Raw genomic sequence first — 279 nt, forward strand, 5'->3', positions numbered from 1 at the left:
GTCTTGCCGTCGGCGCTGATGGACAGCGGCAGGTTGGTGTCGCCGCCAGACTCTTTCTGCAGGGCCTCGATCAGGCTCGCCAGGTCGCTCTTGGGCAGTAATTGGTTGTCCACCGAGAACGCCCCTTCGGCGCTGATGGTGATTTCCAGGTTCTTCAGTTGCTGGTCTTCGGCCGGCGAGCCGCTGACGGCCTGTGGCAATTCAACCTTGAGCTGGGTTTCCCGGGTGAACGTGGTGGTCACGACGAAAAACAGCAGCAGGATGAACACCACGTCGATC

At 60.6% G+C, this 279-nt stretch carries 1 protein-coding gene; it reads right to left on the bottom strand.

Annotated elements, in window-relative coordinates; genetic code table 11:
* Positions 1-279, bottom strand: a 279-nt coding sequence (locus LUU93_RS21960) for an ExbD/TolR family protein (RefSeq protein ID WP_232683238.1), incomplete at both ends; no start/stop codon positions are given.

It is taken from the genome of Flavobacterium soyae (assembly GCF_021245985.1).
Classification (GTDB): domain Bacteria; phylum Bacteroidota; class Bacteroidia; order Flavobacteriales; family Flavobacteriaceae; genus Flavobacterium; species Flavobacterium soyae.